22 protein-coding genes are annotated in these 21,224 nt (G+C 57.7%); 10 read left to right on the top strand and 12 right to left on the bottom strand.

Annotated elements, in window-relative coordinates:
- Nucleotides 1-96: 96 nt before the first annotated feature.
- The 10 genes from E9677_RS17485 to E9677_RS17440 form a co-directional block, all read right to left on the bottom strand.
- Entirely contained in the window at nucleotides 97-807 is a 711-nt protein-coding gene (locus tag E9677_RS17485) for a NapC/NirT family cytochrome c (RefSeq protein ID WP_136559337.1), read from the bottom strand.
- A 2-nt stretch (nucleotides 808-809) separates the two neighbouring features.
- The gene (locus E9677_RS17480) at nucleotides 810-1,301 is read right to left on the bottom strand and encodes a nitrate reductase cytochrome c-type subunit (RefSeq protein ID WP_136559336.1); all 492 of its coding nucleotides are present in this window, start codon (nucleotides 1,299-1,301) and stop codon (nucleotides 810-812) included.
- Nucleotides 1,271-3,775: a periplasmic nitrate reductase subunit alpha gene (napA, locus tag E9677_RS17475; protein WP_136559335.1), complete on the bottom strand. Its 2,505-nt coding sequence runs from the start codon at nucleotides 3,773-3,775 to the stop codon at nucleotides 1,271-1,273. The genes E9677_RS17480 and napA overlap by 31 nt, the downstream gene beginning before the upstream one ends.
- Entirely contained in the window at nucleotides 3,750-4,043 is a 294-nt protein-coding gene (locus E9677_RS17470) for a chaperone NapD (RefSeq protein WP_136559334.1), read from the bottom strand. Before E9677_RS17470 ends, napA begins: the two co-directional genes overlap by 26 nt.
- Nucleotides 4,024-4,524, bottom strand: a complete 501-nt coding sequence (locus tag E9677_RS17465) for a ferredoxin-type protein NapF (RefSeq protein ID WP_136559333.1) — start codon at nucleotides 4,522-4,524, stop codon at nucleotides 4,024-4,026. Before E9677_RS17465 ends, E9677_RS17470 begins: the two co-directional genes overlap by 20 nt.
- Nucleotides 4,525-4,535: 11 nt before the next feature.
- The gene (napE, locus tag E9677_RS17460) at nucleotides 4,536-4,700 is read right to left on the bottom strand and encodes a periplasmic nitrate reductase, NapE protein (RefSeq protein WP_268960316.1); all 165 of its coding nucleotides are present in this window, start codon (nucleotides 4,698-4,700) and stop codon (nucleotides 4,536-4,538) included.
- Between the two features lie 225 nt (nucleotides 4,701-4,925).
- Nucleotides 4,926-5,567: a helix-turn-helix domain-containing protein gene (locus E9677_RS17455; protein WP_328591175.1), complete on the bottom strand. Its 642-nt coding sequence runs from the start codon at nucleotides 5,565-5,567 to the stop codon at nucleotides 4,926-4,928.
- Between the two features lie 61 nt (nucleotides 5,568-5,628).
- Nucleotides 5,629-5,967, bottom strand: coding sequence for a hypothetical protein (locus E9677_RS17450; protein WP_205910162.1), 339 nt, complete (start codon nucleotides 5,965-5,967; stop codon nucleotides 5,629-5,631).
- A gap of 121 nt (nucleotides 5,968-6,088) precedes the next feature.
- The gene (gene fixJ / locus E9677_RS17445; protein ID WP_136559331.1) at nucleotides 6,089-6,700 is read right to left on the bottom strand and encodes a response regulator FixJ; all 612 of its coding nucleotides are present in this window, start codon (nucleotides 6,698-6,700) and stop codon (nucleotides 6,089-6,091) included.
- Nucleotides 6,690-8,171 (bottom strand): PAS domain-containing sensor histidine kinase, encoded by a 1,482-nt coding sequence (locus E9677_RS17440; protein WP_408014741.1) that lies wholly within the window; start codon nucleotides 8,169-8,171, stop codon nucleotides 6,690-6,692. Before E9677_RS17440 ends, fixJ begins: the two co-directional genes overlap by 11 nt.
- A gap of 471 nt (nucleotides 8,172-8,642) precedes the next feature.
- Here E9677_RS17440 and rnk point away from each other — a divergent pair, with 471 nt between their 5' ends.
- From rnk to E9677_RS17425, 3 genes are all read left to right on the top strand, one after another.
- Entirely contained in the window at nucleotides 8,643-9,062 is a 420-nt protein-coding gene (gene rnk / locus E9677_RS17435) for a nucleoside diphosphate kinase regulator (RefSeq protein ID WP_136559329.1), read from the top strand.
- 139 nt (nucleotides 9,063-9,201) lie between these two features.
- Nucleotides 9,202-9,741 (top strand): nucleoside-diphosphate kinase, encoded by a 540-nt coding sequence (locus tag E9677_RS17430; protein WP_136559328.1) that lies wholly within the window; start codon nucleotides 9,202-9,204, stop codon nucleotides 9,739-9,741.
- A 64-nt stretch (nucleotides 9,742-9,805) separates the two neighbouring features.
- On the top strand, nucleotides 9,806-10,684 hold the full coding sequence (locus E9677_RS17425) for a DMT family transporter (RefSeq protein WP_136559327.1): 879 nt from the start codon (nucleotides 9,806-9,808) through the stop codon (nucleotides 10,682-10,684).
- A gap of 628 nt (nucleotides 10,685-11,312) precedes the next feature.
- Here the strand turns inward: E9677_RS17425 and E9677_RS17420 are convergent.
- Together E9677_RS17420 and E9677_RS25820 are read right to left on the bottom strand one after the other, a co-directional pair.
- A complete protein-coding gene (locus E9677_RS17420; RefSeq protein ID WP_136559326.1) occupies nucleotides 11,313-11,627 on the bottom strand; it encodes an addiction module antidote protein in 315 nt (104 codons plus the stop codon).
- A 4-nt stretch (nucleotides 11,628-11,631) separates the two neighbouring features.
- Entirely contained in the window at nucleotides 11,632-11,787 is a 156-nt protein-coding gene (locus E9677_RS25820; protein ID WP_328591174.1) for a type II toxin-antitoxin system RelE/ParE family toxin, read from the bottom strand.
- A 417-nt stretch (nucleotides 11,788-12,204) separates the two neighbouring features.
- Here E9677_RS25820 and E9677_RS17410 point away from each other — a divergent pair, with 417 nt between their 5' ends.
- The 7 genes from E9677_RS17410 to E9677_RS17380 all read left to right on the top strand — a co-directional run bounded on the left by E9677_RS17410 (nucleotide 12,205) and on the right by E9677_RS17380 (nucleotide 20,511).
- Complete coding sequence (locus E9677_RS17410) at nucleotides 12,205-13,758, top strand: FGGY-family carbohydrate kinase (protein ID WP_136559325.1); 1,554 nt, start codon at nucleotides 12,205-12,207, stop codon at nucleotides 13,756-13,758.
- Between the two features lie 21 nt (nucleotides 13,759-13,779).
- Nucleotides 13,780-14,727 carry a sugar-binding transcriptional regulator gene (locus E9677_RS17405; protein WP_112246911.1) on the top strand — a complete coding sequence of 316 codons (948 nt, stop codon included), beginning with the start codon at nucleotides 13,780-13,782 and terminating at the stop codon, nucleotides 14,725-14,727.
- Between the two features lie 170 nt (nucleotides 14,728-14,897).
- Nucleotides 14,898-16,211 carry an ABC transporter substrate-binding protein gene (locus E9677_RS17400; protein WP_136559324.1) on the top strand — a complete coding sequence of 438 codons (1,314 nt, stop codon included), beginning with the start codon at nucleotides 14,898-14,900 and terminating at the stop codon, nucleotides 16,209-16,211.
- Between the two features lie 100 nt (nucleotides 16,212-16,311).
- Nucleotides 16,312-17,184, top strand: a complete 873-nt coding sequence (locus E9677_RS17395; protein ID WP_136559323.1) for a carbohydrate ABC transporter permease — start codon at nucleotides 16,312-16,314, stop codon at nucleotides 17,182-17,184.
- An 11-nt stretch (nucleotides 17,185-17,195) separates the two neighbouring features.
- Complete coding sequence (locus E9677_RS17390) at nucleotides 17,196-18,020, top strand: carbohydrate ABC transporter permease (RefSeq protein ID WP_136559322.1); 825 nt, start codon at nucleotides 17,196-17,198, stop codon at nucleotides 18,018-18,020.
- 11 nt (nucleotides 18,021-18,031) lie between these two features.
- On the top strand, nucleotides 18,032-19,030 hold the full coding sequence (locus tag E9677_RS17385) for an ABC transporter ATP-binding protein (RefSeq protein WP_136559321.1): 999 nt from the start codon (nucleotides 18,032-18,034) through the stop codon (nucleotides 19,028-19,030).
- Nucleotides 19,027-20,511, top strand: a complete 1,485-nt coding sequence (locus E9677_RS17380; protein ID WP_136559320.1) for a mannitol dehydrogenase family protein — start codon at nucleotides 19,027-19,029, stop codon at nucleotides 20,509-20,511. The genes E9677_RS17385 and E9677_RS17380 overlap by 4 nt, the downstream gene beginning before the upstream one ends.
- Nucleotides 20,512-21,224: the final 713 nt, after the last annotated feature.

Raw genomic sequence — 21,224 nt, 5'->3', positions numbered from 1 at the left:
GTCATTCGCGCAGATTGCTCGGCTGACGCCGCCAGGGTGCTGACCGTGGCGGCGTTACCATTTGTAGTCCGCCTCAATGGTCGGCGATTGCGGGTATCAGATTCCGCCATCCGCAAGAAGGCCGCTATGCGCTCGGTCGATAGCATTGCGCAGTTCGTCGACCGGAGATGCGGTGGGAAGCTCTTGACCCTCGAGCTCGTCCGGCACCGTCCAGCCGGGGTCAATGCCTTGCATGTTCGGTAGTTCGTGGGCGATGCCCTTGTGGCAATCAATGCATGTAGCCTTGCCGTTCAGGAGATAACGGGTGTGGATCTCAGCTGCACGCTCCGTCTGTTTCGACAGGTCCATGGCGACCGAGGAGTGGCAGTTTCTGCACTCAAGACTGTCATTGGCTTTCAGTCTTGCCCATTCGTGCTGCGCCAGCCGCAATCTCTCATCGAGAAATTTTTGACGTGTATTGATCGTGCCAAAGATCTTGCCCCAGACTTCCTTTGAGGCCTGCATCTTTCGGGCAATCTTGTCCGTCCATTCGTGGGGCACATGACAGTCCGGACAGGATGCTCTGACACCGGAGCGGTTGGAGAAGTGGACGGTCCTCGTCATCTCCTCATACACGTTGGTCTTCATTTCGTGACAGCTGACGCAGAACTCTTCCGTATTGGTCAGCTCAAGTGCTGTGTTGAAAGCGCCCCAGAACATCACACCGCCGACAAAGCCGCCCAGCGTCAGGAAGGCAAGGCTGAGCGTCGCCGCTGGCGTCGTCAGAACGCGCCATGTCCATGAGAGCAGGTTTCGGAGCCTCTGCATCTCTAGTGCTCCTCGCCCATCAGTTTGACCCCCATATCACTCATGTCGCGGAAGATGTTGCCCACCAGAGGATTGGTCTGCGCCTGGGGGACGTGGCAGGCGGTGCAGAAATATCGTCTGGGCGAGACGTCTGCCAGCATCTGCCCCTCCCGCGTGATGTAATGGGTCACGCTGATCATCGGCGCGCCCGACCCCTCCGTGAACTCGCGCTTGTGGCAGGAGAGACATCGGTTGGTGTTGACCGACAGTTGGTAGCCTTCGATCGAGTGTGGAATGACGGGAGGCTGGTCTGGATAGGCGCGCATCTTGCGCACGTCATCCACATTCCATTTCGGCAGGGGCTTTGCCGGAACGCTCTCCATCTGCTGAGGCGGGCCGGACAATTGCGGAACCGATTGTGCGACCACGCCACCACCGATGAGACAGGCTGCCAAAAGGGCAATGGCACCAAGTCGGCCTCTTGTCAGGCCACGGGAACGATCTTGACTGCGCATTTTTTGAAATCCGTTTGTTTGGAGATCGGATCGGTGGCGTCAAGCGTCACCTTGTTGATCAATTGGCTGGCATCGAACCATGGAACAAAGATCACGCCGGGTGGCATGCGGTTGCGGCCGCGGGTCTCGACGCGCGTCCGCATCTCGCCGCGACGCGAAGCGATGGTGATCTCTGCCCCCTGGTTGATCCCGCGTTTCCGTGCGTCATCGGCGTTCATGAAGCAGCGGGCGCCGGGGAAGGCCTTGTAGAGTTCTGGAACTCTCATCGTCATCGAACCGGAATGCCAGTGCTCGAGCACGCGGCCTGTTACCAGCCAGAAATCGTATTCCTCATCTGGCGACTCGGCCGGCGGTTCATAGGGCACAGCCAGGATAACCGCACGTCCATCGGGTTTGCCGTAGAAGCGCACCCCTTCGCCGGGTTTGACATAGGGGTCATAACCCTCCCGGTAGCGCCACTTGGTTTCCTTGCCCTCGACGACCGGCCAACGAAGGCCCCGTTCCTGATGATAGACGTCGTAAGGTGCCAGATCATGCCCATGTCCGCGCCCAAACTCCGCATATTCCTCGAAGAGGCCCTTCTGGAGATAAAAGCCAAATGCTTCGGCTTCGCGATTGGCATAGTCGGCGTCCACCTCGGAGAGGGGGTATCGGTCCACCTTGCCATTGGCGAACAGCACCTCAAAAAGTGTCTTGCCGCGGTAATCAGGGTTCTGTGCCAAGATCTCCTCTGCCCAGACCTCATCCGTCGTGAAGCGTTTGGAAAACTCCACCAATTGCCATAGGTCCGAGCGTGCATCTCCTGGCGCATTGACCAGCTGATGCCAGACATGTGTTCGGCGCTCTGCATTGCCATAGGCTCCTTCCTTCTCTACCCACATGGCGGCCGGAAGAATGAGGTCGGCAGACATGGCGGTGATCGTGGGATAGGCATCGGAAACGACAATGAAGTTGTCCGGATTCCTATAGCCGAGATAGGTCTCGTTGCTGGTATTGGGAGCCGCCTGGACGTTATTGTTGACCTGAACCCAGTAGAAGTTCAGCTTGCCGTCCTTCAGCATCCTGTCCTGTTCTACGGCATGGTATCCCGGTTTGTCGGGAAGAAGACCTTCCGGGAGTTTCCAGATCTCCTCTGCGTGATGCCGGTGCTCGGGATTGGTCACCACCATGTCTGCCGGCAGGCGATGCGCGAAGGTGCCGACTTCGCGCGCCGTTCCACAGGCCGATGGTTGGCCGGTCAGCGAGAAGGGGCCGTTGCCCGGCTCAGAGATCTTCCCCGTCAGCAGATGCAGATTGTAGATCATGTGGTTTGCCCAGACACCGCGCGTGTGCTGGTTGAAACCCATGGTCCAAAGAGACATGACCTTGGTGTCGGGATTGGCATAGAGCTCGGCGAGTTGCTCCAGAAAGCCCGGATCGGACCCAGTCAGCTCGGCGACTTTTTCTAAGGTATAATCTGCGACAAAGGCCTTGAAACTGTCGAAGTCGATCGGCTCCATCTTGGTCGGGTCGCCGGCGTTCTTCGCCTTCATCTCGATCGGATCGTCCGGTCGAAGACCATATCCGATATCGTCCACGCCCTTCATGAAGGTCGTGTGTGCGCGTACGAAGTCCTCGTTCACCCGACCGGTCGAGATGATGTGGTTGGCGATATAGTTCATGATCGCCAGATCCGTGCTCGGCTTGAAGATGATCGGAACGTCGGCCAGATCCATGCTGCGATGGGTGAAGGTCGAGAGCACTGCGACCTTTACATGTTCGTGGCCCAGGCGCCGGTCTGCAAGGCGTGTCCAGAGGATCGGGTGCATCTCCGCCATGTTGGAGCCCCAGAGAACGAAGGCATCGGCGTGCTCAAAGTCGTCGTAGCAGCCCATGGGTTCATCCATGCCGAAGGTGCGCATGAAGGCATATGCGGCGGATGCCATACAATGGCGTGCATTGGGGTCGAGGTTGTTGGAACGGAAGCCGGCCCGCATCAGCTTGGTCGCGGCATAGCCTTCGAAAATCGTCCACTGGCCGGAGCCGAACATGCCGACCGCTGTCGGTCCCTTTTCGCGGAGAACCTTCTTGCACTGCTCGGCCATGATGTCGAACGCTTCGTCCCAACTTACCGGTTCGAATTCGCCGTCCTTGGCATATTGCCCGCCACGTTTGCGCAGGAGCGGTGTGTTCAGGCGATCCTCGCCATACATGATCTTTGAGAGGAAATATCCCTTTATGCAGTTGAGGCCGCGGTTCACCTCGGCTTGCATGTCGCCGTGTGTGGCGACGACCTGCCCTTCCTTGACGCCAACCATGACGCCACAGCCGGTACCGCAGAACCGACAGGGCGCCTTGGACCATTTTATCTCGAGCGCTTCCACGCCACCGGGAACGGACTGGGCATGGGCCGGCAAGCTGATGCCGGCAGTGGCTGCCGCAATCGCGGCAGCATGGGCCTTGAGCAGACTACGCCGCGTCAGGTCTGTGTCCATTGATTAAACCCTCCTCCAAATTCTCTGCATGCTCAAAAACCATGTTGGCGGCCATGACGTCCGGAAGGCTCGAGATAGCCGCAAGGGTCGCGCCCATTTCGCCGCTGGATCTGCCCTCGATCACGATGACAATCTTGCCGTGTTCGGCAGCATGAACTTCAACGTTCGGCATCTCTGCCAATATCTGGACAAGACGATCAGCGGCGGTCGGAGAGGTCAGAACGACGGCACTGGAAACATGAAAGCGTTCAGGGTTGCGCATCGACATGCGAGCCACTCCTTGCCGATATGGAAATTGCGTTTGCCGGACAGTGGCCTATGCAGAGTCCGCAGCCGGTGCAGTCATCCTCTGCAACTGAAGGATGCCACGGTCCGCCAACGCGTGGATGAAACCGGATTGCGTCTGTCGGACAATGGTCACGGCATGACTGACAGTCGACGCTGTTGAGCGCTAGGCAATGCGGTTGCACCTGTGCCTTGTGGGGAATGGTGAGTTCGGCGCCGAAGAAGACATCCGCGTGCGGACAGTGCTCGCGACATTGGCCGCAAAAATCGCATCCGCCGGATGAGAAATCGAGTGCCGGTATGCCGAACTGCATCGAGATGATCGACTGCGGACAGTGATCAACGCATGCCCTGCATTGATCGCAGATCTCTTCCACTGGACGCAAGAGACCCGGTGGCAGGATGCGGAGCTCCTGCCTGATCTGTCCACGAAGGAGAGCTCGCCGCGAAAGTGAGGTCACCATGGCCTCCTCGCTTAAACTGGAGGACCAGGTGGACCGGCGATGATCTGGTACATCCAGACCATGAAGCCGAAGCCTCCGACAGCCGCCACTGCAAGGATCGGCCAGATGCCAAAAGCAAGAATGAAAAATGTCACTAACTCGGATCGACGCCGCATGCGGCGGTCGGAGGCAGACAGTGTGGTGGTGTTTTCGGTGCTGGGATGCACTGGCGTTCCTCCTCTTCCTCACGGCGGATGGTAGGGAAGATCACAGATCTGTCAATCAAAGTGATGTTTCGTGATGTCGTAATAGTTGCGCCAAGCGGTGGGCCTCGGCTTTGGCATTGGCATTGGCAAGAAGGCGATGCGCCCTGAAACGCGGGAGGCGCAAGGTCGATATTGGCCCCAAGCCCTCGATCCGGTTTAGTTGCTCAGCATGCGCAGCTTTTCCGGTCTTAGGATCTCGATGCTGCGCGCATTGCGAAGCTTGACGATGCCCATATCGCGTAGTTTCGAAATCGTGCGCGAGACTGTTTCGATGGTGAGGCCGAGATAATCGCCGATGTCGATACGGCTCATGGGCAGGTCGATCAAGTCAGTGCCGCCTTGGCGATCAGCCAGATCGACCAGGAAAACGGCAATCTTCTCCAGTGAACTTTGACGGCCGACGACAAGCAGGTGCTCCTGAGCGCGGACCATCGCCTTCAATGCGACACCAACTAGGCGGTCGTTGAGCTGGCCGCCGGCTGCGCGTTCGACGGTGGTCAGGCCTGTGTTCACCATGGCCTCGGCATAGAAACTGTGGGTCTCATTGATCTCAAAGCCAAAGGTTTCGCCGACGAGATGAAAGGCGACGATTTGCCTGCGGCCGTCGGCCAGGAGGCGATAGATCCGCACAGCCCCGTATTCGATCTGGTAGAGGGATCGCGAGCGCTCGCCTTGGGCATAGATCACGCAGTCCGGCGCATGAAAGGTCACCGGCCTGATATGCGCCTGGCACCGTACACGCGGCGATGTGGAAAGGCGCGAATTGAGTGTGATGGAAGCGGCGGTTTGCATCGGCATGTTCCCTCTCGTTGAAGGGATCATGTTGGATTGCGAGCTTAGCCGCTATTGAGTTCTTCCACTACGGATTTCTACGTAGGGCTGATACTGCGTTGGCGATATCATGCCCGTTGAGCGGTTTGGACAGTACGCAAATGTCCTGCCTGTTTCCGCGGCCGTAATCCCTGTCGTCCTCCGCCAGAACAACGAGCTTTATGCCCCGGCTGGCCAGACTGAGGCCGGCCGTCAGATCGGCGGGCGGCAGGCAGGTGTCGAGGATGACGCATTCCGCCTGACAGATCGCCTCCGTTGCCATGGTCCAGTCGTTGAACTGTTCCACCGCCTGGCCATGTGTATTGAGCGCAAAGCTGATCGACCGCAGCAAAGCCGGGTCTTTGACAACAGCAACAATGGCAGACAACGTGGACAATGGGATCCCAGTAGCTCGATCGTAATTTTTCACCAAGCTTGCAGATCGCATCTTGGCCGACGCGCCACTTTGTCATGGATCAAGCGTATTGTCGGATTGCGCGAGAATTCGGCTAGATGCTGACTGTCAGCGACATGCGCACCAGTTCGGGAAGGCTACGTGCCCTCATTTTCGTCATGACATTTGCGCGATGGACTTCGACGGTTCGCGGGCTGATATCGAGATTGAACGCGATGGCCTTATTCGGCTGGCCGGCCACGACGGCCGCCAGAATTTGCCGCTCCCGTTCGCTCAGGCTGCCAATGCGCGAGCGGATGTCGTCGACGCTCAGCGTGCCCGCCGACGAGTCCGCCAGCCTCTCGGCCGCGCGCCGCACCGCCTCGATGATGACGGCCTCTTCAAACGGCTTCTCGATGAAATCCACGGCACCCGCCTTCATCGCTTCGACTGCCATGGGAATATCGCCATGCCCCGTCACAATGATCGAGGGTATCGGGGGTGAAATGCTTGAGATTTTCCGCACCAGATCGAGGCCGCTCATGTCCGGCATGCGCATGTCCGTGACCAGCACCGCGTTGCGAAGGCTCGGGGCGATTTCCGAAAAGGCGGTTGCGGAGACATGAAGCCTCACGCCGAAACCGTTCACCGTGAGCATGAACCCCAGCGATTTACGAAGGGCTTCTTCGTCGTCAACGATATGGACGGTGTAGTCATCAGGCTGCATTCTGGTCCTCGTCGTGCTGGATCAGGGTAAAACTGAAGGAGGCGCCGCCAAGTTCACTCTTGGAGAAGGTCATGTCTCCGCCATGGGCCTCAACGATACGCCTGGAAATCGACAATCCGATCCCCATCCCTCCTGCCTTTGTCGTCGTGAACGGCTTGAATATGTCCTGGGCAACTTCCGGAGCAATTCCGGGACCGGAATCCTCGACCGTCACGGTCAGGAGTCCCATCTTGTCGGAACAGACGCTGACGCGGATTTCCTTTTTTTCGGTTTGCTTCATCGCCTCGATCGCATTGCGCATGAGGTTGGTGAGCACCTGCTGAATCTGGATCCGATCGACGAAGACCTGGTCGTTGTCCGAGGTAAAGTCGAACACCGTGCGCACGCGCTTTTCTCGCGAGCCGACGAGAGCGAGCGCTCCGGCCTCTTCGACGAGTTGACGCAGGCTCTCCGTCCGCTTTTCCGTCTCGCCTTTGGTCACGAACTCGCGCAGGTGTCGAATGATCTGCCCGGCGCGAAGGCTCTGTTCGCCCGCTTCCCGCAAGGCGTCGCGGATCTGGAGATCGCGATCGTCAACCGCGTTCTGAAGCAGGCGCGCGCAGCCATGCACGTAGTTGGCGATGGCCGACAATGGCTGGTTCAACTCGTGTGCCAGCGTCGACGCCATCTCTCCCATTTCATTCAATCGGCCGAGCCTTGCGAGCTCGGTCTGGATCTCCTGCAGGCGGGCGGCAGATTCTTCTCGCTCTGTGAGGTCGCGGACGAACCCGGTGAAGAACCGCTTTCCGCCACGTTTGATCTCGCCGACTGCGAGCTTCATCGGAAAAGTTGAGCCATCCTTACGCTGGCCGACCACGACGCGGTCGACGCCGATGATCCTCTTTTCGCCCGTTGCCATGTAGCGACGCATATAGCCATCGTGTTCGACGCGGTAGGGCTGAGGCATCAGCAGCTTCAGGTTCTGACCGATGGCTTCGGCTTCCGAATAGCCGAACTGGCGGACGGCTGCGGAGTTGAACGAAATGATGATCCCGTTTTCGTCACTGACGATGGTGGCATCGAGAACCGTGTCGAGGATGGACCCCATCCGGGCCTCGCGATCATCCAGCGCTTCCTTGAGTTCTGCCAGGGTCTCCCGATCCTGATCTCTTCGTTTGGCGAACCACACAATCAACGCCGCCAGGACGGCAAGCGCGACTGCTTGGGCAACGACGATTTCTGAGACGGATGAATGTACGTTGAGAAGCCAAAGGGCGAGGCCGAAGACCGCGGCGAGCAACGCCGGAGCCGCGCCCCCGATCATAGCTGTGGCAATAACCGGGATCGGCACGAGCAGGGAGAGCGCTTGCGAAGCGGCGCCGCCCATGACGAAAAGCGGCACGCCGACGATCGCGACCGTTCCGAGAACAGCAACGACATAACCCCAGGAGTTGGGGAGCAATCGTCTTTCATTTCGTTGCACGTCGTCCATTTCGCCCCTGATTTCACACCCAATCAGCCGAAACAATGCAGAGGGTGCAATGATCTGCGCTAATTCCGCTCGATTCGATAAACCTACATGGGAAGCTAGCCCTTGTGTCCAATTGATAGAAGTCAAAAAGCTCCGAGGTCGAGTTAGCCTCCACAGATGGTCTGTTTCTTCGGCATCAGATCGCCCGTCCTGTCATGCCGTCTGGTGGGCGACCGACTTTGCTTGACTTCCGTGTCCGAGCCGGCCATCTTCTGATCATGTTGATCGAACGCTTCCTTAACATCCGCACACGGATGTGCCTCATCGCAGGCATCTAACCCCCGGCCCAGTCGCGTCGCGATACGGTCGTGGGGCATGGGTAGCGGTCCCCGCTTGGGGGCAATGGGCTACGAAGCGACACCCAATCCCAGTTTTTGTTTCAGAGCGGTGCGCCGAATGCGCGGCCGCGCGTCTTGTACAGGAGGCCCGAGCATGGCTCTCGAAAAGAAACGGCAGCGTAAGCCGGCAATCGTTCTCACCCGGACCGATCACGAGAGGCTTTACCGCCTAGCGGAGGCCCATGGCGGCCGGAACCCCGTTGTTTCCGAGGAGCTTCTCATCGAGCTCGACCGAGCGCGTATCGTTCAGGACACCAAGATCGGCGCCAATGTCGCACGCATGGGATCCAGGATCCGCTTCACCAGCGATCTCGGGGAGGATCGCAGCGTCACGCTGGTCTTCCCGGCTGAAGCGGATATTGCGGCGAACAAGATCTCCATCCTGACGCCAATCGGCGCGGCCCTGATCGGTCTTTCGACTGGTCAGTCCATCGATTGGGTTGCACGCGACGGGCGTTTGCACCGCCTCCATGTCGAAGAGGTCGCATCTCCTGAAGTGGCCGATCCGGCATGATGTTGCCCGCATTTTCCCGTCTCGCAATCCGGGGAGGTTGTCTCATCGCAGGATAGCCTCCCTGCGCGATGTTCGCGCAGGGGTATCTGCCGCTCATGTCGATGGACGCGCTGGCGACAGCGCGATGGAGAACTGCGAAATGTCGAACGACACCTACATTCTGACTACAAAGGATTTCAGCATACTCGAAGCCTTGTGCGACAACTGGCAGGGCCGCAATGATCGGCTCGTCGCGCTTTGCCGGCGCAAGATCCAAAAGGCCATCGTCGTGTTCCGCGACGATCTTCCGGGGGATGTCGCCAGCGTCAACAGCCGTGTGCGCTTTCGCGCCCATGCCGTCGAGAGCGATATCCGCGTGATCTCGACCGGCCAGGCAACTGGCCCGGTCGGCCTGTTCCTGCCTATCACGACACCGCGTGGTCTCGCTCTGCTCGGGCTTCGCGCAGGCCAGAAGATCGAGTTTGAAAACACGAATGGTGTGGCAGAGACCATGTTGCTGGAAGCGGTGGAGTACCAGCCCGAGGCATCGCGGCGGGAACGGCAGATGATTGGTCAGGAGGTGGTCACGAGTTTGCAAAGACCGAACTTGCGTCTCGTGTCGGGCGGCAAGGATGGATGCCACAGTCAGCTTATCGATGCTTCGGGTGGTTTCGACGATCCGGGTCCTTCGGCGGCCTGACACATCCTCATCCTCTTGGGCGCGGGCTCTTCCAAGGTACACGTCCGACCTGAAAGCACCGAACATGCAGAAAATCACGCAGTTTCAACACTCCCATTTCATCCAAGGGCTCTTCTGGATGGTCCTCGGCATGGTGTCCTTCGTCGGGATGTCTGTCGGGTCGCGAGAGCTTGCCAGAACGATGTCGATCGAACAGGTGCTTTTCTTTCGCGCGCTGATCGGCCTTTGTGTCATCGTCGCCTTCGGGCGGATGCTGCTGCCGGAATTGCGTCATGCGAAGCTCTTCAAACTGCATCTTGCGCGCAACCTCGTGCATTTCATGGCCCAGTATCTCTGGACGATCGGCGTTGTCATGCTGCCGCTCGCTTCCGTGTTCGCGCTGGAATTCACCATGCCGATCTGGGTTGCCCTGTTTGCCTTCTTGTTTTTGCGCGAGAAGATGACGACGCCAAGGATCTTCGCAACGATCAGTGGCTTCATTGGCGTGCTTGTCATCATCCGTCCCGGTATCGCGATGGTCGACCCGGCTGCAGGTCTCGTCCTGATCGCCGCCGCCGGTTACGGGCTCTCCCTGATTTTCGTCAAAAGGCTGACGCGCGACGTCTCACCAGCTGCGATCGTGGTCTGGATGATCGTCATCCAGCTGCCACTCGGCCTCGTGGCCTCCCTGACTGACTGGCGGCCGGTGCATGCAGCCGATATTCCTTGGATGGTGGTTGCCGGTCTGGGCGCTCTCTGCGCCCATTACTGCCAGGCGCAAGCCCTGAAGCGCCTTGATGCTTCCGTTGCCATGCCGATTGATTTTCTGCGTGTGCCGATCGCAGCCGTCGTCGGCTCCTACGCCTATGGCGAGGTGATCGACCTTTGGGTTTTTCTGGGCGGGGCCATCATCGTGCTGGCCAACTATCGGACCGTCATGACGGAGCGACGCGCCGGACTATGATCGCTTTCCGCCCGCCCGACACCTCAAGGATCAGCGTGAACGCCTGGTCTTGGCATCCTGTGAAGAGACTGCCGACACCATGGCGGACCTTTAACCTGCGAGCCAAAGTAACTGCATGTAGCAACATGAAACCAGCCAGTCTGCAGATAGCCGGGAGAAAACTGGCCTCTTTGGTTCCATAATTCAATCTTACGCCGTAGCGCATTGTAGGAGCTATTTAGTAATGCGACAGTCGGGCCAGTTAGAGATGTGACAGTCTCGCCTCTTGATGCACTGGTCAATGCCAACGTAAAGGAAGAATGCTTTGGCGCGCATGGAGGCCGCAGAATGACGTTAGCCAGCCTCAAAGCTAAAGCCGAAGAGGTGCGGCCCACTTGCCCCGATCTGATCTTGCAAGCGGGTCTGCCGCTCAGATCGGGGCTGATCGGCAGCGCCAGTGTCGCGTTTCTAATTGGCTGGCGAGCACGCGCCTCTAACTAGCTTTCACACGCATACCTATCTAATTGATTTGTCGGCAAGATGTGATAAATCGGCTAGTGGATGTACACCAGCTAATGTGCGAGAAATGTTCGTTAGATTTGTTACGCAAAACCGATTGCGGAATAGAGCTGAGACTTGAATGCGCCGTTTACTTTGCTGCCGTGGCCGATGCGCCATCGGATTTCAATACCAGTTTCAGCCTGTAACCAAGTGCGTCAGCTACTTTTGCGATCGTGCCAAACTCGGGGTTGCCTTCCCCACTCAATGCTCTGTAGAGCGCAGGTCGCGTAAGCCCGGTGTTTCGAGAAAGATCGGACATGCCGCGCGCGCGCGCAACAACACCCAGAGCGCGGGCAATATGGTTTGCATCGCCATCTTCGCTGGCAGCTAAAAGATATTCCGCAATCGCTTCCTCACTCCCAAGGAATTTGGCAGAATCGTACTCAAATGTCTCAAGTGGCATGCCGTTAATCATTCATTTGTTGCGCTAGCTTTTTGGCCAGTTGAATGTCTTTATCTTGGGTACTCTTGTCGCCACCGCAGAGACGAACATAGACAACTGGCCCGTCGCGGATGAAATAGACCCGATAGCCGGGCCCACAGTTGATGCGGAGTTCGCTCACGCCGTCTCCAACCGGCTTTAAACCCCTGGATTTCCTGCTGCCAGCTGGTCAATACGGTTGGGCATTCGAGCTTGAGCGCGGAAGTCTTTTAGCTTTTTGATCCAGTCCGCATAATTGCGGGTACGCCTAATCGTGAACATTCGCATATGTAACCTATAAGGGACAAAACATCAAGACGCCGCTGCTTTCGGCGGACATAGGCAATTCACGTTTTTCTAGCCCACATGTCGCAACTCAATATGAAGGTCGCCGGTTCAGATCGCTTCAAGAGCCAGATCCGGAAAAGCTCACACCCGTGACCGAAGAATGAGGCATCAATAGCGCGGGCAGAAGCTTGATTTCTGTGCCAGATCACGTTGCCTCAGTGTAGGGGAGCCACTACAGTTTCGTGGAAATAAGTACATAGGTGTGGTCGTGGTGGCTCGCTTCGTGATTGGAATTGACTTCGGCACGCTCTCTGCCCGAGGCGTTCTGATCGATGTGAATTCCAGTATGCAGGTTGGCCAAGTTGTCGTTAACTTCCGCCACGGGTTAATCACGGCATCCAGCCCCGTTTATGTGGATGTCTCGCCAGAGATGGTTCTCCACAAGCCTTCTGATTACCTTGAAGCCTGCCGTCATATTCTGCGGACCTTAGGTACTGACAGACACGTAGCTGGTATCGGAATTGCTGCTACTGCATGTTCTCCGCTTCCGGTGCGTTCAGACGGCACGACTTTTGAAGCCGCATATCCAGATGATCCCCACGCGCTCATTAAGCTTTGGAAGCACCGCGGTGCCCAGCGGTACGCTGACCGAATTACACAGATGAATCCCCGCAGCCTTGTAAACGGGGAAGGCATGTTTGCCAAAGCGGCTGAACTGGCTGAAATTCGGCCCGTTATTTGGGGCGAAACAGAAAGGTTCATCGAAGTGGGCGATTGGTTGGTCTGGCAGCTCACGGGTAATGAGTGCCGTAGCTTAGACTTTGCCGCCTACAAATCCCTTTATCGACCTGGGCAGGGTTATCCGCTAGAGCTACGTAATGATCTTGAGTCGCGATTGGCTGACCCACATCCCATTGCGACTGTTGCGGGCTGTCTGTCTGGCAGCTGGCTTAGAGAGACCCTGATTTTAGGTGAGCCGATAGTGGCCGTGGCGGCAATCGACTCTCATGCCGTGATCCCGGCGGCACAAATGTCTGATGGGCCGGGGTTCCTAGGTGTCCTCGGTACCTCCTCTAGCTTCCTGCGCCTTGGGGGACCTTCTGAAATTTTGCCATCTGGTTACGAAATAGGAGCATTTGGGGCTGCCGCTCCAGATGTATGGTGTTGCGAAGCGGGCCAGGCAGCGTTTGGCGACGTGATTGCGTGGTTTGTGGATACATTTCCCGTAGGCTTCGAAAAGGCTGAGGCATTTCAGTTTCTAGAAAATTGTATGAGAAACCGCTCCCCGATGCAGGGCCGTCTTCTGGCGCTGGACTGGTTCGGTGGGAACAGGATTCCCCATAGAGACAAAACTCTCAGCGGGTTGTTGCTCGGCCTGAATGTGGAAACGACACCCCTCGACGTCTGTCAAGCGTTGCATGAGTCGCTGTCTTTCGGAGTGCGCTCGATTATAAACTCTTGTGGCGAGGCTGAATTTGAAACTTGTATTCCCACGATGGCAGGTACTGTAGCGTTGCGAAACGCGTATTTGATGCAAACGATATGCGATGTGATAGGTCGGCCTTTGCGAGTGGCCCAATTGGAGTTTCCTTCAGCCTTGGGCGCGGGAATCCATGCTGCGGTAGCCAGCGGGATTGTCCAGGACGTCACGGATGGATCACAGAGATTCGGCTGCAGGAGCTACCTAACCTATGCGCCTGACCCGCGTAGGCATTCGGTTTACAGCGACATCTATTCCGTTTATCTGGCCTTAGCTAACGATCCGGTGCTCACAGCCTCCATGAGAAGGCTCTCTGATTTCTCTTCGAAAGCCGCCGGCGATTGAGACCAAGTACCGAGGGAATTCATGGCTGCGGATCCTGATAGCTCAAAATTGGATATCGCTGCACGTGCAGCGTGGCTTTACTTCATCGCTGGAAACACTCAGGAAGAGATTGCGCTCAAGCTGCGTGTCTCACGTCCTACCGCTCAACGTTTGGTCTCGCTTGCGCTCGATCGCAGATTGGTGACTTTTCGGTTCGAGCACAAAATTTCCTCTACTATGGAGCTCTCCGAAAAACTTAGGGAAAGGTTCGGTCTGCGACATTGCGAGGTCGTACCGACAGATCCTTCCGCACCTGACGGTATAGCGGGCATCGCCGCCTGTGCCGCCGCATTCATAGAGCAGACACTCTCCTCCTCCGCGCCAGTTGTGATGGCTATAGGAACTGGACGGACTCTGCGCGCTGCTGTTGAGCAAATTCAACCACTGAATTGCCCTCAGCACACATTGGTAGGTCTAGTAGGGAACGTGGCGACCGACGGTGCTGCGAGCTTTTTCGATGTTTTAAGTCGCTTGGCGGATCTGACAAAGGCGCAGCATTTCCCCATGCCGCTGCCAGTCCTTGCGGATACGGACGAGCAACGGAACTCGTTGGCGGCCATGCGTGTCATTCAAAGGACAATTTCTCTAGCTCACAGCGCCCAGGTCACCTTGGTCGGGGTAGGGCAGATGGATCTCGATGCCCAGCAGCATATCGATGGGTTCATCAGCCGTGAAGAACTTTTGAACCAGATCCGCTTGGGTGCGGTTGGCGAAATCACCGGCTGGAGTTTTGCCGCGGATGGAAAAGTGATTGAAGGTGGTGTCAATGGGCGTGTCACTTCTGTACCTTTATGCGTGCCAGAAAGCAGGTTGGTAGTTGGAGTGGCCTGCGGCCAACGTAAGGTCTCTTCGATCATTTCTGCAATCAGAGGGAATATACTCAACGGACTGATTACGGATGAGGTTACCGCACAGTCCATGTTAAGCTAAGGCTTTCCTTAGGCCGAAAACCGCATCTCTCTGTGATTAAGTCCTCCTGAAATCGTGGCGCGCCTTCCGTGCGAGGGCCTTCGCACGTCGATTATTGACAATTGTGCAAACACGTGTTTGAACATTCCTACACGTGGTGTGTAAATGATCTTTCGTCTGGGAGGACTCTAATGAAAAACCTATGTGCGGCGCTCCTATGTGCAACTTCTCTGCTGGCCTATGATAGTGCGTCTGCCGAAACGCTCACCATCGCGACCGTGAACAACGGCGACATGATTCGCATGCAGGGCCTCACCTCTGAATTCACTTCGGCTAATCCCGATATTCAGGTCGAGTGGGTCACGCTCGAGGAAAACGTCCTGCGCGAGCGCGTCACGACCGACGTCGCGACAAAGGGCGGCCAGTACGACATCATGACGATCGGCACCTATGAAGTTCCGATCTGGGCCAAGCAGGGCTGGCTTCTGCCGCTCGACAACCTCGGCGCTGACTACGATGTCGACGACCTTCTGCCGGCAATCCGTTCGGGTCTCACCGGTGAAGACGGCAAGCTCTATGCCGCTCCGTTCTACGGCGAGTCCTCGTTCATCATGTACCGCAAGGACCTGATGGAAAAAGCCGGTCTCACGATGCCAGACGCCCCGACCTGGGAATTTGTGGCGGACGCTGCCCGTAAGATGACCGACCGCGCCAACGGCATCAACGGGATCTGCCTTCGCGGCAAGGCCGGCTGGGGCGAAAACACAGCTTTCCTCACCACAATGTCGAACTCGTTTGGCGCACGCTGGTTCGACGAGAACTGGCAACCGCAGTTCGACCAGCCCGAATGGAAGAACACACTGGACTTTTATCTTAAGCTTATGAACGACGCTGGTCCACAGGGCGCGTCCTCGAACGGCTTCAACGAAAACCTGGCGCTCTTCCAGCAGGGTAAGTGCGGCATGTGGATTGACGCCACTGTTGCAGCTTCCTTTGTCACCAACCCGAAGGATTCGACTGTCGCCGACAAGGTCGATTTCGCGCTTGCTCCTGACACCGGTCTTGGCAAGCGTGCAAACTGGCTCTGGGCCTGGAACCTCGCCATTCCGGCCGGTTCGCAGAAGTCTGCTTCGGCCGAGAAGTTCATCTCCTGGGCAACTGGCAAGGCTTATGCCGAACTGGTCGCTTCCAAGGAAGGCTGGGCCAACGTTCCTCCGGGCACCCGTACGTCTCTCTATGAGAACGCCGAGTACCAGAAGGCCGCTCCGTTCGCCAAGATGACGATCGACTCGATCAATGCTGCCGATCCGAAGAACCCGACCGTCAAGCCGGTGCCTTATGTCGGCGTTCAGTTCGTCGCCATCCCGGAATTCCAGGGCCTTGGCACCACGGTCGGCCAGCTCTTCTCGGCAGCGCTTGCCGGTCAAATGTCGGCAGACGATGCGCTCGCCCAGGCCCAGCAGGCCTCCGTCCGCGAGATGACCCGCGCCGGCTATATCAAGTAAGCTCCTCTCGAGGCCCGACATGCCTCCATGCCGGGGTGTCGCGTCGCCATTATTTGGCGGCGCGATTGCACCTTCATCATAGCAAATTGTGATCGAAATAATGAAGAATGCGAAGACGCATAAGCTCGCCCGTCTGATGATGGCGCCTTCCGTCGGCCTTCTCCTCATCTGGATGATCGTGCCGCTGTCGATGACGCTCTGGTTCTCGTTCCAGAACTACAATCTGCTCAATCCGGCCAATGTCAGCTTTGCCGGTCTGTTCAACTACCGCTTCTTCTATTCCGACCCCGCCTTCTTCCAGTCGATCTGGAACACGCTCCTGCTCGTGGGCGGCGTGTTGACGATTACCGTCGGTGGCGGCATCGCGATTGCGCTTCTGCTCGACCAGCCGATCTTCGGCCAGGGCATCGTGCGGATCATGATCATCTCACCCTTCTTCGTCATGCCGCCGGTGGCAGCACTCGTCTGGAAGAACATGATCATGCATCCGGGCTATGGGGTGCTGGCCGATATCAACCGCTGGTTCGGCTTCCAGCCTGTCGACTGGTTTGCGCAGTATCCGCTGTTCTCGATCATCATCATCGTCGCCTGGCAGTGGCTGCCCTTTGCAACGCTGATCCTCCTGACCGCCCTGCAGTCGCTCGACGGCGAGCAGAAGGAAGCGGCCGAGATGGACGGTGCCGGTTTCATCAACCAGTTCATCTATCTCACGCTTCCGCATCTCGCCCGCGCGATCACGGTCGTCGTTCTGATCCAGACGATCTTCCTGCTGGGCGTCTATGCGGAAATCCTCGTCACCACCAATGGCGGCCCGGGTTATGCGTCGACGAACCTCGTCTTCCTGATCTATCGCACGGCACTTCTCGGCTATGACGTTGGCGGCGCATCTGCCGGCGGCATCATCGCCATCATCCTCGCCAACATCGTCGCATTCTTCCTGATGCGCGCGGTCGGCAAGAACCTTGACCGCTGAGGAGACAGACCATGGCTCGAGCTGCAACCCTTCGCCGCAAGATTGCCTTCACCGCGCTGGCCTGGACCATCGCGATGGTGATCTTCTTCCCGATCCTCTACACGATCATCACCTCGCTCAAGACCGAGACGGAGGCGATCCAGGGCTTCAACCTGATCCCGTCCTTCACGCTTGAAAACTACGTCACCGTTCAGACCCAGCGAGACTATTTCAAGCCCTTCATGAATTCCGTGGTCATCTCGGTCGGTTCGACCATCCTTGCTTTGTTCGTTGCGGTGCCTGCCGCCTGGGCCATGGCGTTTTCGCCGACCAAGCGGACCAAGGACATCCTGATGTGGATGCTCTCGACCAAGATGATGCCGGCTGTCGCCGTTCTCGTGCCGATCTATCTGATCTTCCGCGACTTCGGCCTGCTCGACACCCGGATCGGTCTGACCATCATGCTGATGCTGATCAACCTGCCGATCGTCGTGTGGATGCTTTACACCTATTTCCGCGAAATTCCGGGCGAGATCCTGGAGGCGGCCCGCATGGACGGAGCCTCGCTCGTCAACGAGATTGTCTATGTCCTGACCCCCATGGCGATCCCCGGCATCGCCTCGACCATGCTGCTGAACGTCATCCTGGCCTGGAATGAAGCCTTTTGGACGATCCGCCTGACCACCACGAACGCAGCACCCCTCACCGCCTTCATCGCCTCTTTCTCTAGTCCGCAGGGTCTGTTCTGGGCAAAGCTCTCGGCAGCCTCGACGCTCGCCATCGCTCCCATCGTCATCCTCGGCTGGTTCAGCCAGAAACAACTCGTCCGTGGCCTCACCTTTGGTGCCGTGAAGTAAGGAACAAGAAGATGGGTAGCATCACACTTCAGAACGTCTCGAAGACCTTTGGCGAAGTCTCGGTCATTCCCTCGATCGACCTCGAGATCAACAATGGCGAGTTCGCGGTCTTTGTCGGCCCCTCCGGCTGCGGCAAGTCGACCTTGCTGCGTCTGATCGCCGGGCTCGAAGACACATCGGGTGGCAAGATCCTGATCGACGGCAAGGACGCAACAGATCTGGCGCCGTCGCAGCGTGGACTTGCCATGGTCTTCCAGTCCTATGCGCTCTACCCGCATATGAGCGTGCGCTCGAATATCGGCTTTCCGCTGAAGATGGCGAAGATGGACAAGGCCGAGATCGACCGGAAGGTCGAGGAAGCGGCCAAGATCCTCAACCTGACGGACTATCTCGAACGCAAGCCGCGCAACCTGTCGGGTGGCCAGCGCCAGCGCGTCGCCATCGGCCGCGCGATTGTCCGCTCGCCGGAATGCTTCCTGTTCGATGAACCCCTGTCGAACCTCGATGCGGCGCTGCGCGTCAACATGCGGCTCGAAATTTCCGAGCTGCACCAGAAGCTGAAGGCGACATCGATCTATGTAACCCATGACCAGGTCGAAGCGATGACGATGGCCGACAAGATCGTCGTGCTCAACAAAGGTCGTATCGAGCAGGTGGGCTCCCCGCTCGACCTCTATCGCAGCCCGCGCAACCTGTTCGTGGCCGGCTTCATCGGCTCGCCGAAGATGAACCTGATCAGCGGTCCCAAAGCCTTGGAAAAGGGTGCCCATACGATGGGCGTTCGGCCGGAGCACATGACGCTGTCGACGACCGAAGGCGCGTGGAAAGGCAAGGTCACGGTCGCCGAGCATCTGGGCTCCGACACCTTCCTGCACATCGCCACGGAAGAGTTCGGCACGATTACCGCACGCTGCAGCGGAGAAATGCCGGTCCGTCATGGCGATATCGTCTATGCGACGCCCGACCAAAATCGCCTGCACAAGTTCAATGCCGAAGGTCTAGCCCAATGACGATTAAACTCTCGCTCGCAGATCTCACCCACATCGGTCCCCGCGTTTCCTTGCCCTCCTATCGTCGAGAGCAGATCCGTCCCGGAATTCTGCATTTTGGCGTCGGCAACTTTCACCGCGCGCATATGGCGATCTACCTGCACGAGCTCTTCAACAAGGGGCGCGATCTCGACTGGGGGATTATCGGTGCTGGCGTGATGGCGTCGGACCAACGCATGTGCGATACGCTGAAGGCGCAGGATTTCCTCACGACGGTCGTGGAGCAGGATATCGATCGTTCGGCAGCGACCGTTACCGGTCCGATGCTCGACGTGATCACGGCACCAGATTTTGACCGCATCATCGAGACACTCGCCTCTCCGGATATCCGCATCGTCTCGATGACGATTACGGAAGGCGGCTATTTCATCGATCCCGCTACCGGCAGATTTGATCCCAATCATCCGGCGATCGTCACGGATGCCAAGGATCCGGCGCATCCCAAAACCGTTTTCGGCCTCATCATCGCCGGCCTGAGGGCGCGCAGGGAAGCAGGTATCCCTGCATTCACGGTGATGTGCTGCGATAATATCCCGGGCAATGGCGAGGTCACTGAAGCGACGATCTGTGGTCTCGCACGTCTGTCCGATCCGGACTTCGCTGACTGGATCCACCACAATGTCGCTTTCCCGAATTCGATGGTTGACCGGATCACCCCTGCCACGGGCCAGCGCGAGATCGACATGACGCGGGAAAACTATGGCATTGAGGACGGCTGGCCGGTTTTCTGCGAGGATTTCAAGCAGTGGGTGCTGGAAGACAATTTTCCCCTCGGGCGCCCGGTGCTCGAAGACGTGGGGGTGACTTTCGTGCCCGATGTTGCCCCTTACGAGCTGATGAAGCTCCGGATCCTGAACGGCGGGCATGCCGCGATCGCCTACCCGGCCGCATTGATGGACATTCATTTCGTGCATGAAGCGATGGAGAATCCGCTGATCCGGGCGTTCCTTTCCAAGCTCGAAACCGACGAGATCATCCCTGTCGTGCCGCCCGTACCGAACACGAGCCTGCAAGATTATTTCGCCCTGATCCAAAACCGTTTCTCCAATCCGAAGATCGGTGACACCATTCCGCGCCTTGCGCAGGACGGATCGAACCGCCAGCCAAAATTCATCCTGCCATCTACGGCCGATCGGCTTGCCCAGGGACTGGATGTGCGGGGTCTTGCGCTGGTGTCTGCGTGCTGGTGCCAGTATCTCAGCGGTTTATCGGCGCGCGGGACCGCGATCGAAATTTGCGATCCAAACTCGGAGAGGCTCCGCAAAGCAGCGAACGCAGCTCAGCGAGATCCGCTGGCCTTTCTGAGCCTACAGGATGTTTTCGGTAGGTTGCCAGAGTTTGACTTGTTTCAGCGGCGTTTCGCGGAGGGTCTCGTGTCTCTGCATCGCAACGGAGTTGAAGCGACCCTTAAGGCCTACGTGGATGGCTCACCATCATTGTGAAGCTGCACGCCACAAACAGCAGAAACAGACGTGCAGCTTGAACATACTGGGTTTTGGCGAACGCCGAACAAAGTTTAGCGGATAGAGCGCATGAGTGACATCTGTTTTGTTGCTAATATAGTACTGTAATGGCCCCCTAAATCCCCGGACACGATCTCCCACTTGTTAAGTGTTAGGAGATGGGGAGGTTGCCGCACTTGGCAAGGAAAGCTTAGATGTCGTGATCGACAATGTCGCCGGTACCGTTTTGGCCATTTGCTAAAGGTCTTGCGGCGGGGAGGGCGATACTTATCGTCTGGCGCGATTGCCGGTCCGATCGTGGAGCTTGACCTGCGCGATATGCGTTTCAAGGACATCGCGCTAATTGGCTGCACTGCATGGGATGAACCGGTGTTCCAGAACCTTGTGTCCAACAGTGAGCCTGAAGAAATCCGACCGCTTGTCGCTATGACCTATCCGATGGAGCGGATAGCCGAAGCCCGAGCGGCATTTGGCAGGAAGGAACGTCCATTGCGTTTGGCTTGGATTATGAGAGCCCGACACAGTTCAGCCGCGAGTATCCTCGGCGGTTCGGACTGCCGCCATCTAGGGCGCTGCAAGGCTTAGGGCTTGAAGGGGTTGCAGCTTAATCCTTTGGGGTCGAGGGTTCGTATCCCATCTCAAGGCCTATCAACGCATGAGGACGTTGAATTGCGTCAAGCTGGAACGGGTGC

Source organism: Peteryoungia rhizophila (assembly GCF_004912145.1).
Lineage (GTDB): Bacteria > Pseudomonadota > Alphaproteobacteria > Rhizobiales > Rhizobiaceae > Allorhizobium > Allorhizobium rhizophilum.
The sequence above is the reverse complement of the archived record's forward strand: the minus strand, read 5'-3'. Positions and strand labels throughout refer to the sequence as shown.

Coding starts and splice junctions, on each gene's coding strand:
- E9677_RS17485 (WP_136559337.1), bottom strand. CDS start 807: ATGCAGAGGCTCCGAAACCTGCTCTCATGGACATGGCGCGTTCTGACG.
- E9677_RS17480 (WP_136559336.1), bottom strand. CDS start 1,301: ATGCGCAGTCAAGATCGTTCCCGTGGCCTGACAAGAGGCCGACTTGGT.
- napA (WP_136559335.1), bottom strand. CDS start 3,775: ATGGACACAGACCTGACGCGGCGTAGTCTGCTCAAGGCCCATGCTGCC.
- E9677_RS17470 (WP_136559334.1), bottom strand. CDS start 4,043: ATGTCGATGCGCAACCCTGAACGCTTTCATGTTTCCAGTGCCGTCGTT.
- E9677_RS17465 (WP_136559333.1), bottom strand. CDS start 4,524: ATGGTGACCTCACTTTCGCGGCGAGCTCTCCTTCGTGGACAGATCAGG.
- E9677_RS17455 (WP_328591175.1), bottom strand. CDS start 5,567: ATGCCGATGCAAACCGCCGCTTCCATCACACTCAATTCGCGCCTTTCC.
- fixJ (WP_136559331.1), bottom strand. CDS start 6,700: ATGCAGCCTGATGACTACACCGTCCATATCGTTGACGACGAAGAAGCC.
- E9677_RS17440 (WP_408014741.1), bottom strand. CDS start 8,171: ATGGACGACGTGCAACGAAATGAAAGACGATTGCTCCCCAACTCCTGG.
- rnk (WP_136559329.1), top strand. CDS start 8,643: ATGGCTCTCGAAAAGAAACGGCAGCGTAAGCCGGCAATCGTTCTCACC.
- E9677_RS17430 (WP_136559328.1), top strand. CDS start 9,202: ATGTCGAACGACACCTACATTCTGACTACAAAGGATTTCAGCATACTC.
- E9677_RS17425 (WP_136559327.1), top strand. CDS start 9,806: ATGCAGAAAATCACGCAGTTTCAACACTCCCATTTCATCCAAGGGCTC.
- E9677_RS17420 (WP_136559326.1), bottom strand. CDS start 11,627: ATGCCACTTGAGACATTTGAGTACGATTCTGCCAAATTCCTTGGGAGT.
- E9677_RS17405 (WP_112246911.1), top strand. CDS start 13,780: ATGGCTGCGGATCCTGATAGCTCAAAATTGGATATCGCTGCACGTGCA.
- E9677_RS17400 (WP_136559324.1), top strand. CDS start 14,898: ATGAAAAACCTATGTGCGGCGCTCCTATGTGCAACTTCTCTGCTGGCC.
- E9677_RS17395 (WP_136559323.1), top strand. CDS start 16,312: ATGAAGAATGCGAAGACGCATAAGCTCGCCCGTCTGATGATGGCGCCT.
- E9677_RS17390 (WP_136559322.1), top strand. CDS start 17,196: ATGGCTCGAGCTGCAACCCTTCGCCGCAAGATTGCCTTCACCGCGCTG.
- E9677_RS17385 (WP_136559321.1), top strand. CDS start 18,032: ATGGGTAGCATCACACTTCAGAACGTCTCGAAGACCTTTGGCGAAGTC.
- E9677_RS17380 (WP_136559320.1), top strand. CDS start 19,027: ATGACGATTAAACTCTCGCTCGCAGATCTCACCCACATCGGTCCCCGC.